The 13,085-nt window shown below is 70.7% G+C and carries 12 protein-coding genes; 2 read left to right on the top strand and 10 right to left on the bottom strand.

The genetic code is table 11. The features are described from left to right. Window positions 1-23: 23 nt before the first annotated feature. The 7 genes from ACZ41I_RS14690 to ACZ41I_RS14660 all read right to left on the bottom strand — a co-directional run bounded on the left by ACZ41I_RS14690 (window position 24) and on the right by ACZ41I_RS14660 (window position 8,057). Window positions 24-1,220 carry a M6 family metalloprotease domain-containing protein gene (locus ACZ41I_RS14690; protein WP_468514238.1) on the bottom strand — a complete coding sequence of 399 codons (1,197 nt, stop codon included), beginning with the start codon at window positions 1,218-1,220 and terminating at the stop codon, window positions 24-26. An 83-nt stretch (window positions 1,221-1,303) separates the two neighbouring features. Continuing rightward, window positions 1,304-2,584 (bottom strand): alpha/beta fold hydrolase, encoded by a 1,281-nt coding sequence (locus tag ACZ41I_RS14685; protein WP_468514237.1) that lies wholly within the window; start codon window positions 2,582-2,584, stop codon window positions 1,304-1,306. After that, window positions 2,581-3,612: an ABC transporter ATP-binding protein gene (locus ACZ41I_RS14680; protein WP_468514236.1), complete on the bottom strand. Its 1,032-nt coding sequence runs from the start codon at window positions 3,610-3,612 to the stop codon at window positions 2,581-2,583. The genes ACZ41I_RS14685 and ACZ41I_RS14680 overlap by 4 nt, the downstream gene beginning before the upstream one ends. 14 nt (window positions 3,613-3,626) lie before the next feature. Beyond that, complete coding sequence (locus ACZ41I_RS14675; protein WP_468323388.1) at window positions 3,627-4,448, bottom strand: ABC transporter ATP-binding protein; 822 nt, start codon at window positions 4,446-4,448, stop codon at window positions 3,627-3,629. After that, window positions 4,445-5,437, bottom strand: a complete 993-nt coding sequence (locus tag ACZ41I_RS14670) for an ABC transporter permease (protein WP_363219943.1) — start codon at window positions 5,435-5,437, stop codon at window positions 4,445-4,447. The genes ACZ41I_RS14675 and ACZ41I_RS14670 overlap by 4 nt, the downstream gene beginning before the upstream one ends. Further along, on the bottom strand, window positions 5,434-6,378 hold the full coding sequence (locus ACZ41I_RS14665) for an ABC transporter permease (RefSeq protein WP_468514235.1): 945 nt from the start codon (window positions 6,376-6,378) through the stop codon (window positions 5,434-5,436). Before ACZ41I_RS14665 ends, ACZ41I_RS14670 begins: the two co-directional genes overlap by 4 nt. Continuing rightward, entirely contained in the window at window positions 6,375-8,057 is a 1,683-nt protein-coding gene (locus ACZ41I_RS14660) for an ABC transporter substrate-binding protein (RefSeq protein ID WP_468514234.1), read from the bottom strand. Before ACZ41I_RS14660 ends, ACZ41I_RS14665 begins: the two co-directional genes overlap by 4 nt. A gap of 419 nt (window positions 8,058-8,476) precedes the next feature. Between ACZ41I_RS14660 and ACZ41I_RS14655 the strand changes: the two genes are divergently transcribed. Continuing rightward, window positions 8,477-9,355, top strand: a complete 879-nt coding sequence (locus ACZ41I_RS14655; protein WP_399767800.1) for a hypothetical protein — start codon at window positions 8,477-8,479, stop codon at window positions 9,353-9,355. Window positions 9,356-9,363: 8 nt separating this feature from the next. Here ACZ41I_RS14655 and ACZ41I_RS14650 read toward each other — a convergent pair whose 3' ends face one another. Then, window positions 9,364-10,611, bottom strand: a complete 1,248-nt coding sequence (locus ACZ41I_RS14650; RefSeq protein ID WP_468514233.1) for a saccharopine dehydrogenase family protein — start codon at window positions 10,609-10,611, stop codon at window positions 9,364-9,366. A gap of 153 nt (window positions 10,612-10,764) precedes the next feature. On the opposite strand from ACZ41I_RS14650, the gene ACZ41I_RS14645 reads away from it, so the two are divergent. Further along, complete coding sequence (locus tag ACZ41I_RS14645) at window positions 10,765-11,499, top strand: TetR/AcrR family transcriptional regulator (RefSeq protein ID WP_468514232.1); 735 nt, start codon at window positions 10,765-10,767, stop codon at window positions 11,497-11,499. Window positions 11,500-11,581: 82 nt separating this feature from the next. Here the strand turns inward: ACZ41I_RS14645 and ACZ41I_RS14640 are convergent, their stop codons facing one another. Together ACZ41I_RS14640 and ACZ41I_RS14635 are read right to left on the bottom strand one after the other, a co-directional pair. After that, window positions 11,582-12,319: a flavodoxin family protein gene (locus ACZ41I_RS14640; protein WP_363219938.1), complete on the bottom strand. Its 738-nt coding sequence runs from the start codon at window positions 12,317-12,319 to the stop codon at window positions 11,582-11,584. Between the two features lie 172 nt (window positions 12,320-12,491). Continuing rightward, complete coding sequence (locus tag ACZ41I_RS14635; protein ID WP_468514231.1) at window positions 12,492-12,953, bottom strand: AAA family ATPase; 462 nt, start codon at window positions 12,951-12,953, stop codon at window positions 12,492-12,494. Window positions 12,954-13,085: the final 132 nt, after the last annotated feature.

Raw genomic sequence — 13,085 nt, 5'->3', positions numbered from 1 at the left:
CACGGCGCGGCGAGGCGCGGCGCTCACTGCCGGGTGATCGAGATCCGGTCTTGCAGGGGAGTGCTGCTGTCGACATCGATCCTGACTCCTGTGGCGGGATCGGTGAAGGTCTGGCCGGAGTGGAACGCCGCCATGTCCAGTGCCCGGCAGCCCGAGGGCGGTGTTGCGCCGGGGTTGCCGTTGACGACCTGGACCGGGCCGTCGCCGGTCTGGGTCGAGGTGTCCACCTTGTAGACGAGCACGCCGGCGGAACAGGCGCGGCTGTCCTCGCCGAGGGCCCTGCGGGACTCGGCGACGTAGGCGGTGGTCTCGCCGGTACGGATCACCGCGATCTTCGTTCCGCCGGGGCTTTCGACCGCCTTCAGGCGGACCGTGCGGCTCCCGGCCGAGGGCAGGCAGCTCACCTGGCGGTCGTCGATCCAGCCCAGCTTCCACCGCTCCCAGCCGAGGTGCTGCGGCGCGGCCCCTGCGATGTCGCCCATGAGGTCCCAGCCGCCGACGAAACGGTGGTAGTCCGTGCCGGTGAACGCGTAGAGGTCGGGCAGGCCGAAGGTGTGGCCGGTCTCGTGGTCGGCGACCTTGAAGCCCCAGTGCCACATGTCCTGCCCGAACGTCACCGCCCACTTGAGGCGCTTGCCGTCGGCGGTGATGCCCGCGGTGGTGGGGTCGTACAGGTACGTCGGTGAGAAGCTGATCGCGGCGGCGGACTTCGCCGGGACGATGTAGACCATGTCGTACCGGGAGAAGTCGGCGTAGGGGTCCGCGGCTGCCACTGCCTGACGGACGTATGCCTCGTGCTGTTCGAAGGTGATTCCGCGCTGGAAGCCGTAGCTGGTGGAGTCCTGCGGCATCCGTATCCACCGGTCGAGCGGGGTGATGTCGAGCGAGGTCCGGCCGTAGGAGTCGCGTTTCATCCAGTCGGAAGCCGGGGCGAGTTGCCGGTAGTAGTCGGACGTGGCACCGGAGGACTGGGCGTCGGGGAAGTCGACGAACAGCATGAGCACGTGCTTGGTGCCGAGGGGGCGCTGGAACTGGGTGGGGTCGGTGGTGTGGCCCTCGTCGGTCCAGCCGGTCCTGCCGGGGAGGGCGCAGTCCGTGGCAGGGGCCGCATGGTGGGCCGCGGCGGCGGTCGCGGCCGGGGCGGACGCACCGAGCGACAGGAATGCCGTCGCGGCGGCACCGGCGGCAAAGGCCCTGAGTCTCTGGGGGGTTCCGGACATCTCTCCTCTTCGTCTGCGTCGTTCGGGGTGGTGTCTGGGTCGTTCGGGATGACGTTCGGGCGGTTCGGGATGGCGCGGGTACGTCAGGCCCGCCCGGCGGCCATGTCCATCAGGCGGGACAGCACGCCTTCGCCGGAGGCGGTCACCCCGTCGTGCTCCCACTCGTTGGTGACCCAGGCGCGCAGCGCGCCGACCGAGCGCGCGGTCGGCAGGGACAGTTCCGTGGGGACGTACATGTCGTCGTGGTAGACCGCTGCGGCCACCGGCACCCGGTTGGCCGCCAGTCGCGACGGCGAGTACAGCGCGGGCCAGTCGGCTCGTTCGGCCAGCAGCCGGGCGGCGTCCCGGAACGGTCGCAGCCCGGCAATCTCCTCGTACATCCAGGGATAGAACATCTCGCCGGTGAACAGCAGCGGGTCGGCGTCCTCGGCGAAATCGGGACGGCCGGCGATCACGCGGGCGGCGGCCCAGTCGGTGGGTTTGCCGCCCTGCGCGAAGCAGGCTTCCTGGAGCACGGCGAAGAGCGGGTTGTCGACGAGTCCGGTCAGCTGCATCACCTGCTGCAGGAAGGTGGCCGAGAGGTCGCCGTCGGCGCCGAGGGCCTCGTCCAGCAGCCAGTGCAGGCGCTGGGCCCCGTCGCCCATGCCCAGCATCAGGCCGAGTGTGCGCAGTCGCCGCACGGTGAGCCGGTCGCCGTCCGGCAGGCGGACCGTCCGGCGGTCGAGCAGGTCGGCGATCCGCCGGACCAGGTCGCGGTCGCCGGGGTAACGGGCGTAGAACGCGGTCACCTTCTCCCTGACCCGGGGATACGTGGCCGCGTAGACGTCGTCGGCGGTGGCGTCCAGGCCGGGCAGGCCGCCGGTGATGCAGCAGGCACGCAGGCCTTCGGGGGCCCGGGAGAGGTAGGTGAGGGTGACGAAGCCGCCGTAGCTCTGGCCGAGCGTCTCCCAGGGCTCGTCGCCGCACAGCTGATGCCGGATCAGCTCGGCGTCGGCGACGATCGAGTCCGCGCGGAAGAGGGCGAGATGGTCGGCCAGCTGCCGCGGATCGGTGAACCGTGCCGCCGACCGCGCCGTGACCGGGGTGCTGCGGCCGGTGCCGCGTTGGTCCAGCAGCAGCACCCGGTGGGTTCTCAGGGCGCGGGCGAGCCACCCGGAGGTGGCGTTCAGCGGCCGGGGCGACTTGCCTCCGGGGCCGCCCTGCAGGAACAGCAGCCAGGGCAGTCGCTCGCCGGCCCGGGCCGGGTCGGACACTTCCCGGGCGAACACCTGGATCGAGGCTCCCGCGGGGTCGGCGTGATCGAGCGGTACCGTGAACTCGTGGTCCGTCACGGCGAGTCCGGGCAGGCGGTAGCTGCGGCTCATGCGGTCCTCTCCTCGGCAGACGGCTCGGAGACCGGCCGGGTCAGCGGTTCGGGATAGTGGCAGGCGACCTGGTGCCCCAAGGCGAATGCGCCCAGCACGGGCCGTTCGGCGGTGCAGCGGCCGGCCGCCCTGGGGCAACGGGTGCGGAACGGGCAGCCGCTGGGCGGATCGAGCGGACTGGGCAGGTCGCCGCTCAGCACGATCCGCTCCCGGGACCGTTCGGCGTCCGGATCGGGCAGCGGTACGGCGGAGAGCAGGGCATGGGTGTAGGGGTGCGCGGCACTGGCGTAGAGCGTGTCCCGGTCGGCCGTTTCCACGACGGTGCCGAGGTACATCACGGCGACGCGGGTGCTGATCTGGCGGACCGCGCCGAGGTCGTGCGCGATGAACACATAGGCGAGCCCGTAGTCCTGCTGCAGGTCCTTGAGCAGGTTGAGGATCTGCGCCTGGACCGACACGTCGAGCGCCGAGACCGGCTCGTCGCACACCACCAGTTTCGGCCGCAGCGCCAGTGCCCGGGCGATCCCGATGCGCTGCGCCTGGCCACCGGAGAACTCGTGGGGATAGCGCGTGGCGTGCTCCGGTCTGAGGCCCACCCGCTCCAGCAGCTGTTCCACCGGTTCGTCGGGGGTCAGCCCCTGGTAGCGGTACGGGGCCGTCAGGATCTGCCGGACGGTCTGGCGGGGGTTGAGCGAGGAGAACGGATCCTGGAAGATCATCTGCAGGTCGCGTCGTACCGGCCGCAACTCCTGCTCGTCCAGCGTGGTCAGGTCTCGTCCGGCCACGGAGATCGTGCCCGAGGTGGGTTCGACGAGCCGGGTCAGCAAGCGGGCGACCGTGGACTTGCCGCAGCCGGACTCGCCGACCAGGCCCAGCGTCTCCCCCGCGTCCACCCGCAGGGACACGCCGTCGACCGCCGTGATGTGTCCGGCGAGCCGCCTGGTCAGGCCGTGCCGTACGGGGAACCGCCTGACCAGGTCGTGTGCTTCGAGCAGGGGCGCGTGCCCGTGGTCGCCTGCGGTGCTCATGGGCAAGGGCACGTTCACGCGGTCACCTCCGGTGCGGCGAGGGTGGGCAGGCGGTCGGGCAACGGTCCGTCGACGCGGGGTACGCAGGCGAGCAGGCCCTTGGTGTAGGTGTCGCGCGGGCGGTAGAACACCTCGCGGACCGTGCCCCGTTCGACCGCGCGACCGCCGTACATGACGACGACCTGGTCGGCCAGCCCCGCGACCACGCCCATGTCGTGGGTGATGAGCATGATGGCGGTACCGGACCGTTCCCGCAGCTCCCGCAGCAGGTCCAGGATCTGGGCCTGCACGGTCACGTCGAGCGCGGTGGTCGGTTCGTCGGCGATGAGCAGGTCGGGTTCCAGGCACAGGGCCATCGCGATCATCACGCGCTGGCGCATGCCGCCGGAGAACTCGTGGGGGTACGCGCGGGCACGCCGCTCGGGTTCGGGGATGCCGACGCGGTCCAGCATCCGCACGGCGACCCGGTGGCCCTCCCGGCGTCCGGCCCGGCGGTGTGCCCGGTAGGCCTCGGCGATCTGGAAGCCCACCGGGTAGTAGGGGTTCAGGCAGGACAGCGGATCCTGGAAGATCATTGCGATCCGGTCGCCGCGCAGCCGGCGCAGCGCCCGCCGGTCCAGGCCGGTCAACTGCATGCCGTCGAACCGGACTTCACCCGTGACCCGGGCATCGGGCAGCAGGCCCATGACGGCCAGGCTCGTCACGGACTTGCCGCTGCCCGACTCACCCACCACGCCGAGCACCGCCCCGGCGGCCAGGTCCAGATCGAGGCCGTCGACGGCGCGTACGCCACCCTCGAAGTCGACGGTCAGATCACGTACGGTCAACAGGGTCATGCCACGGCCCTCACTCTCGGGTCCAGGAGCGCGTAGACGAGGTCCACCGCGACATTGGCGACCACGACGAATCCCGCGGCGAAGAGCGTCACTCCGAGGATCACCGGCTGGTCGGCGCTGTTGATCGCGTCGGCCGCGAGCTTGCCCACGCCGGGCAGACCGAAGACCGACTCGGTGATGAGGGCGCCGCCGAGCAGCGCGCCGAGGTCCATGCCGAAGATGGTCACGATGGGCATCAGTGCCGGCCGCAGCGCATGCCGGCGCAGCACGGCCGGTTCGGGCAGACCCTTGGCGCGGGCGGTGCGGACGTAGTTCTGGCCGAGGCTGTCGAGCATCTCGCCGCGGGTGATCCGGGCGTAGATGCCGGCGTAGAGCATCGCCAGCGTGATCCACGGCATGACCATGGACCGGGCCCAGCCGACCGGGTCGGCGGTGAGCGGGATCGCCTGCGGATAGGGCAGCAGACCGAGCTTGACGACGAGCAGGTACTGCAGCATCAGGGCGGTGAAGTACACCGGCAGCGAGACGCCGCCGAGCGCGGCCGTCATCGCCGCCCGGTCCCACACGGTGCCGCGGCGCAGCGCGGAGACCACCCCGGCCGTGACGCCGACGATCAGCCACAGTACGGCCGCGCCCGCGGCGATGGAGATGCTGACCGGCAGCCGGTCGGTGAGCATCCGCCACACCGGCTGATCGGTCTGGAAGCTGAATCCCAGGCAGGGAGCGGGGCAGTCCACGGCCTGGGCGCCCGTGCCGTAGCTGCGGCCGGCCCCGATGCCGACGAGATAGTCGCGGAACTGTACGAACACGGAGTGGTTCAGGCCGAGCGTGGTGCGGATCTCGGCGATCCGCTCCGGGCTGCATGCCTTGCCGCATGCGCCCTGGGCCGGGTCGGCGGGCATCAGATAGAAGATCGCGAAGGTGGCGGCGCAGATCACCAGCAGGATCGCCGCCGTCGCGGCCAGTCTGCGCAGGGCGTAGAGGATCATCGTCGGCGGCTCCGGGGATCGAGCGCGTCCCGTACCGCGTCGCCGAGCACGTTGAAGGCGAGCACCGTGACGAACAGGAAGGCGCCCGGGACGAGGAAGTAGACGGGGTCGGCGGCGTACCAGGGCACTGCGGAGGCGATCATCTGGCCCCATGAGGGAGTCGGCGGGCGCACTCCGATACCGAGGAAGGACAGTCCCGCCTCGGTGGCGATGTAGCCGGGGATCGACATGGTCGCCACCACGAGGACCGGCCCGCTCAGGTTGGGCAGCACCTCTCGCACCAGCAGGGCGCGCCGCGAGGCGCCCAGCACCCGGGCCGCGGCCACGAACTCGCCGCGGGCCAGCACCATCGCCTGCCCGCGCACGATCCGCCCGACGTAGGGCCACCCGAAGAAGCCGAGCACGACGACCAGCAGCAGCTGCCGGTTCACCCCAGGTGCCGCGGAGATCAGCGCGATCATGAAGATGAGGGCGGGAAAGGACATCAACAGGTCCATCAGCCTGCCGACGACCGTGTCGGTCCAGCCGCCGAAGAACCCGGCGGCCAGCCCGAGCACCGTACCGAGCACCACCGACAAGGCCGTGGCGAGCAGGGCGATCAGCAGCGAGACCCGGGCGCCGTAGACGACACGGGCGAGGATGTCCCGGCCGCTGCCGGGCTCGACGCCCAGCCAGTGCGCGGCGCTGATGCCGCCGCCGGTGCCGCGCGGCAGTCCGCCGAGCTCCGGGTCCACCGCTGCGGAGTGGAACTCGGTCGGGGACGTGCCGGCGGCCCAGGTGATCAGCGGGGCCGCGAGGGCGATCAGCACCAGGAGGACGACCACCGTCAGCGCGACCGTCGCCGCGCGCTGTGCCAGCAGGCGGCGCAGCAGGGACGTCTCGGACGGTACGACGCGGGGCGGTGCGTCGGCCGGTACCGGGGCCGGGAGCGTGGCGGTCACTTGCGCAGCCCCAGGGAGACCAGGTCCAGTCGTCCGACGTAGGCGATGTGCCCGTAGGCGCCGGTGACATGAGAGCCGATCAGAACGGCCGCCTTGTCCCACAGGAACGGCACGACCGGCGCGTCCTGCATGATCTGCCCGGCGAGTCGGCCGTAGGCGGTCGCGGCGGCGGCCGGGTCCTTCATCCTGGCGATCTGGTCGATACGGGCGTCGACCCCGGCCGAGTCGTACTGGGCGTGGTTGTTGTTGCCCTCGGGGGTGATCAGCCGGCCGTCGAACACGAGCGGCAGGTAGGTGGAGGCGCCGGGCCAGTCGGGTGTCCAGCCGTCGATCACCAGGTCGTGTTCCTGGGAGGTGTTGCCCACCGTGCTGTAGAAGGCGGACGAGCTGATCGCGTTGATGGTCACCTTGATTCCGGCTTTGGCCAGGGACGCCTGTACGGCCTCGCCCTGCGTCTGGCCGCCCGCGGTGGCCGGGGTGTCGAGGGTGAGGGCCAGGCCCGAGGCATGGCCCGCCTGGGCCAGCAGCGCCTTGGCCTTGGCCGGATCGCCCTTGCCGCCCGGGCTCGGGAAGGGGTCGTCGGGAACGGCGCCGGGCAGCGACGGCGGCAGCAGGGTGGTGGCGAGCTGGCCGGCGATCGGGCCGCCCCGAGCGGTACGCAGCGCGTCCTTGTCCAGCGCATAGGCGATCGCCTGCCGCACCCGGACGTCGTCGAGCGGCTTGCGCCGGGTGTTGATGCTCAGATAGCGAGTGTTGATCGACTCGCCGGTGACCAGTCGTTTGTGCACCGCGGGGTTGGCCATCACCGGCCCGACCGAGGCCGGGCCGACCGGCTCGAAGGCGACCGCGTCCGCGTCCTGCCCCTGGGCGGCGATGAGCCGCTGGTCCACGACGGCCGGGTCGAGGTTGAGATCGATCACGATCTTGTCCGGCAGCCCTTTGCGCACCGTGTCGGTGGCCGGACTCCAGTGGGTGTTGCGGACCAGGGTGAGCCGCTTCTTGGGCTCGAAGGTCCCGATCCTGTACGGACCGGAGGAGAAGGGCCTGCTGTCGTAGCGGACACCGGTGTCCTTGTCCTGCGGAACCGGAGCGAAGATCGGCAGCGACACCGCCGAACCGAAGTCGGCCACCGGGCGGTTGAGGGTGAAGACGATCGTCCTGTCGTCCGGTGTCGCGATCGAGGCCAGCCCGTGCTTGTCCTTGTAGGGGCCGTGGTAACTCCGGCCTCCCGCCATCCACATCCGTGCGTACGGCGGCCCTTCGGGGAGTTCCGCGGCGAACGTCCGCTCGACGCCGTACTTGACGTCCCGGCTGGTGATGGGCCGGCCGTCCTCGAACTTCACCCCTGACTTGAGCGTGAAGGTCCAGGTCCGGGCACCGTTGCTCGGACGACCGGTGTCCGTCGCCAGATCCGGCACGATCTTTCCGCCGGCCGGCCCGGGGGCCGCCGCGTACGTCGTCAGCGTCCGGTAGATGAGGCGGCCCACGTCCTCGGAGGAGGTGACGTAGTTGCGGGCCGGGTCGAGGTGCTCCAGGTCGAGGCTGGAGAGCACATGAAGTGTGCCCCCCTTGCTCGCGGCCCCGCCCTGCCCGTCGACGCCGCCGGCTCCCCCGCAGCCGGCGATGCTGACGAGTCCGAGGGCGGCTGCCATGACCATCCCGGAACGTCGTGCTCTCACGATGGCTCCCTATGCGATGTGACATTCCACTGGCTGGGTCAAGGTTGTGGGCGCCGGGCCCGCACAGCCAGCTCTCAGTTACCCAGAACATCGGGTTATGGACGCTGGTCTTGGCGGTGCGAGGCGGCTGCGGAGCATGCCGAAGGGCGCAGGCGCGCAGGGCATCGCATGTGACAGCGACGTACGGAACATGTCACAGGCTGCGTACCGCCAACTGCCGCCGCTTCCGCCAGAGTCCCATCGGTGGGATGTTTACCGGCCGGAGCTGCCCGCAGCGGGCGGCACGAGGGATCGGGGTGGACACCTTGACGCGCCAACAGCACCGCACAGGCAACGGCAGAGCCGCCGGAAGGGCTCGGAGAACCGGCTGGACCGGGGGAATCGGCGCAACGCGGCGCCGCCGGGCGGCGGTGACCGCCATGGCGCTGGCCATGGCCGTACCACTGACCCTCGGCGCCGCAGGGGACGCGGGGGCTGCGGGGGACCGTGCGATCGTCTTCGCCCGCTACACCGCGACAGCGCCGGTGGAAGACCTCTACGCGATGTCACCCAGTGGCGGCACGCCCGTCAAACTCACCCACACCTCCACCGTCAGCGATGTGATGCCCAGCTGGTCGCCGGACGGCAAGCGGGTGGCCTTCGTCCGCTTTGGGTCCGGCGGTGCCATCGACGGCATCTGGACGATGCAGACGACGGGCGGCGACCTGAAGGCCGTCCCCGGTACCAAGGGCGCCTCCGACCCGGCGTGGTCCCCGGACGGCAAGCGGATCGCCTACGCCAAGCCGGTCGGCACCCAGCGCGAGATCTATGTGTCCGGGATCGACGGCACACCCGCCACCCGGCTCACCCACACCGCGGCGGACGACCTCCATCCGACGTGGTCCCCGGACGGCAAGTACCTGGCGTTCAACCGCGCGGACGCGGGCGGAAACAGCAGGGTGATGCGGATCCGGCTGTCCACCCTGGCCCAGACGGCGGTCACCGGGGCCGGCTCCCACGACTGGACGCCCGACTGGTCGCGCAGCGGCCGGATCGCCTTCAGCCGCGTGGACTCCTCGGGCTTCGCCCACCTCTACGTCGTCCGCCCCGACGGCACCGGACTGCACCGCATCACCACGGCCCGCCGCAACGACAAGTACCCTTCGTGGTCCCCGGACGGCAGCCGGCTGGTCTTCACGAGAGGCGGTTCCGACGACGCGGACCCCGAACACCTCTACCTGGTACGGGCCGACGGCACCGGACTGACCCAGCTCACCAAGACCGACTCCCATGACCTGCAGGCGGACTGGCGCCCGTAAGGGGCCCGTCAGCCGCCGGCAGTCGGCGGAACGCCCGTGCTGTCGCGCTGCCCCCAGGGAGCACCGTACTCGGTGAGCAGGTCGAGGAAGGGGCGTGGGGGCAGGGCTTCCGGGCCGAGAACGCCCGTGCCGGACCAGGCACCGGTGGACAGCAGTTCCAGCGCGACGACCGGGTTGACGGCCGTCTGCCAGACGACGGCCTGCGCGCCGTACTCGCGCATCGACCACTGGTTGTCGACCACGTGATACAGGTACACCTCGCGCGGCACCCCGTCCTTGGTGCCCTTCACCCACGTGCCCGCGCACGTCTTGCCCGTCATGCGCTCCCCCAGGCCGGCCGGGTCGGGCAGACATGCGGCGACGACGTCCCGCGGGGAGACCCTGACCGGTCCGTCGGCCCCGGGCACCGTCACCCTGGCCGTCGCGTCCAGGCCCAGCTCGTGGAGGGTCTTCAGTTTGGCGATGAAGTCGTCGCCGAGCCCGTACTTGAAGGTGACACGGCGCGCATCGACCCAGCGGGGTATGAGCAGCACCTCTTCGTGTTCGACGTTGACGCACTCCACCGGACCGATGCCCTCGGGGAAGTCGAAGACCTCGGGCTCGCTGAAGGGGGCGGTGGTGAACCAGCCGCGGTCCTTTTCGTAGACCACCGGGGGGTTGAGGCACTCCTCGATGGTTGTCCAGATGCTGAAGGAGGGCGCGAAGTCGTAGCCCTCGACCGTGAGATTGGCGCCGTCCCGCACACCGATCTCCTCGATGTCGTCGAAGAGCTCGTCGGCCGCGTACCGTGCGAAGACATCGGACAGGCCCGGCTCGACGCCCATGCCGACCAGGGCCAGCCGCCCGGCTTCCTCCCACCGCCGGGCCAGTGCGAACTGTTCGTCGCCGAGCTTGACGCCGCACTCCTCGTAGGGGCGCGAGCCATGCGGAGCGGACAGCGACATCGCCATGTCCAGGTAGTGCACTCCGGCCTCCAGGGCCGCGGTGAAGAGCGGCATCACGAACCTGGGGTCGGTGGCGTTGAGCAGCACGTCGCATCGCTCGTCGATCAGGACCCGGCGGACAGCGTCCTGGTCCGAGGCGTCCAGCCGCTGGGCGCTGAAGCGGGTCGCCCGGTCCCCGAGGGCGGCGACCGCGGCCTCGGCACGGGTGAGGTCGTAGTCGGCGACGACCATGTGGGTGAGGAACGCACGGCGAGCGGCGATCCGTGTGACGGCCGTTCCCACACCACCCGCACCCACGAGAAGTACGCGCATGTCACAGGCCTTTCTTTCCGGCAAGGCGAGGCGCGCGGCAGAGCGCCTCCGGACAGGCTCGATGCAACGCGACGGCCGGATGTAAGGTCAACCCTGTTGGCGTAAGGCCGCGGACCTCGTGGCTCACGTGCGGCGACGGAGGGGACGACCGGCATGGCGAAGCAAGTGGTATCGGAGGCGGCACGTCGTCGGCGGCGGCCCACGCGCAGCGGCTCCGTGCTGTCCGAGGAGATCATCGTGCGGACCGCCCTGCGGGTGCTGCGCGAGCACGGCAGCACCGGGCTGACGGCACGCCGTCTGGGCGCGGCGCTCGGCGCCGATCCGAGCACCCTTTACCGGTATTTCGCGGGGATGGACGATCTGACCCGGGCCATCGGGGACGAGCTGATGGGGCGGGCTCTCGACAGCTGGACCGCCACGGGGGACTGGCGTACGGACCTGCGTGCTCTGGGCCGGGCCATCCACACCGCCTACCTGGCCCACCCCCAGGCTGCCGTCCTCACCGCCAGCCGGGTCACGGGCAGGCCTCGCGAGATCGCGGTGGACGAGACCATCCTCGGCATCCTGCGCGGCGCCGGGCTGCCGGATCCGGTGGCGGTCCGCGTGTACCACGCGTTCATCGACCAGAGCCTCGCCTTCGCCGCGCTCGACGCAGGATCCCTCGCGCTCGCGGACGAGGCCCGTGCAGGGGACGAGGACATGTGGCAGTCCACCTATGCGCGCCTGCCCGCCGACTCGCACCCCAACATCGCCGCCACGGCCCAGCTGCTCGCCCGGCGTATGCCGCACAGCGCCTATCCGGCCGCCCTGGAGATGCTGCTGGAACACACCGCCGCTCAGCTGTCAGCACCACCGGGCGTGCCGTCGGAAGCCGTTGTGGTGCGGTGACCGGGCCATTCCCCGCCGGCGGACGTTGCGGCCTGCGCGGTGGGTGGTGGCTGACCGCGACGGCGACCGGCCGTCGGTGTCGCTAACGGTGCTCGGGGTTCTCGTAGTCGCGGCGGCAGCCGGCGTCCCAGGCGGTGCGCTGGTTGCCGTAGGCGGGGATGCCGCCGAGGTCCCTCAGTGCCCGGGCCAGATGGAGGAGGTTCCAGGTCATGAAGGTGGTGTTCCGATTGGTGAAGTCGTTCTCCGGGCCGCCCGAGCCGGGATCGAGGTACGAAGGGCCGGGGCCGGCCTCACCGATCCATCCGGCGTCCGCCTGGGGCGGGATGGTGTAGCCCAGGTGTTGCAGGCTGTAGAGGACGTTCATGGCGCAGTGCTTGACGCCGTCCTCGTTGCCGGTGATGAGGCAGCCGCCGACGCGACCGTAGTACGCGTACTGGCCGGCGTCGTTGAGGAGGCTGGAGCAGGCGTAGAGGCGTTCGATGATCTGCTTCATCACGGAGCTGTTGTCACCCAGCCAGATGGGTCCGGCCAGCACGAGGATGTCTGCCGACAGAACCTGCTGGTAGAGGTCAGGCCAGGCGTCCGCCTCCCAGCCGTGCTCTCTCATGTCGGGCCACACGCCGGTGGCGATGTCGTGGTCCACGGCACGTACGACGTCGACATGGACCCCCTGGGCGTCCATGATGGCGGTGCTCCGGTCGATCAGCCCCTGGGTGTTGCTCGTCTCCGGCGAGCGTTTGAGGGTGCAGTTGATCACCAGTGCGCGCAGGTCGTCGTACCGGGCCGGCGGTGCGTCGGTGACAGGCGGCGAAGCGGTCAAAGGAGCCTCCCGGAGTGCTGCCGCGGTACGGTGCAAAGCGGCGCACCCGCATCCGTGTTCGCATGCGTAATCACGTTCGTTCGAGATCCTCATCCAGCGTGCGGACCTGCTGTCGTACGCGCCACCGCAAAGCCTCCGAACGGACCGTGCCGGGACGTCCAGGCGGAGAGCCTCAGCCGCGCACCTCGAAGCCGCCGCGGCCGTCGAACCGCACCTCGCGCACCTCATCGAACCCATCCGCCTGGGACGGTTTGCGCAACCGCTTCAGCGTGGCCAGGACGCCGATGTCCGGGACGCGCTCGCGGCCCTCGCGGCCGGCGTTGCGTCGCAGCGAGCCGGCCACGTCCGGAGGGAACCAGTAGGCCGTCACCGTCGCCCCATGGGTGTGGGCCGCCTCCACCAGCGGCGCCCACTCCTGCGGCGAGGGGTTGGTGTTGTCCACCGCCACCGCCCGCTCGGCCGCCAGGTGCTCCGCCAGCAGACGCAACTGCCGCAGCTGCTTGTTCCTGGCACCTCGCGGAAACAGGTCCTTGCTGACCAGCGCGTACCGGTCGGACAGACACTGCGTGTAGAACGTGGACTTCCCCGATGCCTGCAGCCCGACCAGCACGGCAACATCCGCTCCCGTCGCCATGGACGCCACGATGACACGCGACCGGTGGCGGACGGAAGTCGGCTCTCCCATTGAGCACCCCGGCCGGTACAAGGAAGCAGCCATCTGGTACGGAAGCACCGAAAAGGGGCACATGACATGCGGCCTGCTTTC

Source organism: Streptomyces sp. NPDC030799 (genome assembly GCF_055572255.1).
Note: the sequence above shows the minus strand (reverse complement) of the source record. Positions and strands in the feature narration are given on the sequence as shown.